The following is a 1,141-nucleotide window of genomic DNA, read 5'->3' as shown; positions in this document are numbered from 1 at the left end:
GAAGGGTCGCGCAACTGCTCGGCCTGCCCGCCGAGGCCAGTGTCGCCGACTTCGCCGGAGCCTGCGCCGACGGCAAGGCCGGGGTCGACCTGCTGCGCCAGATCATGTGGGCCTACGACGGCTGGGGCGCGGCGAGCGGGCAGAAATTCTCCGCGCTGATTGGCGAATGGCTGCTCGGCTCGCCCGAGGAGCGCTTCGCCGCCAGCGGCGCGCTGATGGGCGAATTGTACAACGACAAAGGTCTGCTCAAGTACCAGAACAACCTCGTGAAGGCCGACCCCGCGGTCGAGATGGTGGCCGCCGATGCGCTGGCATGGCTCGAAAAGGTGCGCCAGCAGGCGGCCTTGCTACAGCTCGTCGAAGTCCTCACCCCGGCGCTCGAACTTGGCCGCAAATATGCGCTGGCGTGGGACGAGGCCAAGCTGCGCGAGGGGCTGGTCGATTTCGACGACCTGATCCGCCGCGCCGCCGCCTTGCTCGCCGATCCGGGGCAGAGCGCGTGGATCCGCTACAAGCTGGACCGGCAGTTCGACCATATCCTCGTCGACGAGGCGCAGGATACCAATGCCAGCCAGTGGGCAATCATCGACGCGCTGACCGACGACTTCTTCGCCGGGATCGGCGCGGCGGGCGAGCGTCAGCGCACGATCTTCGTGGTGGGCGATTATAAACAGGCGATCTTCGGCTTTCAGGGCACCAGCCCCGACAATTTCCTCTCCAAGCGCGACGACTATGCCGAACGGCTGCGCCAGCGCGCCGCCAATGCGGGGCAACTGCGCGAAAAGCTGCACTGGCGCGAGTTGCAGGATCTCGACTTAGGGCGCTCCTACCGCACCGCGCAACCGGTGCTCACTTTCGTCGATGAGGCGATCGATGCCATCGGCCACCGCGCCTTTGGTCTCGACGAACGCCCCGCGCCGCACGTGGGCGACCAGCGCCCCGGCCTTGTCACCTTGTGGGCCCCGGTGCCGGGCAAGGTCGACGACAGCGACGAGGAAGACGGCCCCGAACTGCGCGTGTCCGAGCCCGAGCGGCGCATGGCCGACAAGATCGCCCAGTCGATCCTGCGCATGTGGAACGGCGGCTTTGCGCTCAGCAAGGGCGGCCACCGCAATGCCACGCCCGGCGACTTCATGGTGCT

At 67.4% G+C, this 1,141-nt stretch carries 1 protein-coding gene; it reads left to right on the top strand.

Going from position 1 to position 1,141, the window contains the following annotated elements; genetic code table 11:
• The coding region (locus D2V17_RS02035; RefSeq protein ID WP_147367172.1) for a UvrD-helicase domain-containing protein at positions 1-1,141 on the top strand (1,141 nt) is incomplete at both ends.

Source organism: Aurantiacibacter xanthus (genome assembly GCF_003584015.1).
Lineage (GTDB): Bacteria > Pseudomonadota > Alphaproteobacteria > Sphingomonadales > Sphingomonadaceae > Alteraurantiacibacter > Alteraurantiacibacter xanthus.
The sequence above is the reverse complement of the archived record's forward strand: the minus strand, read 5'-3'. Positions and strand labels throughout refer to the sequence as shown.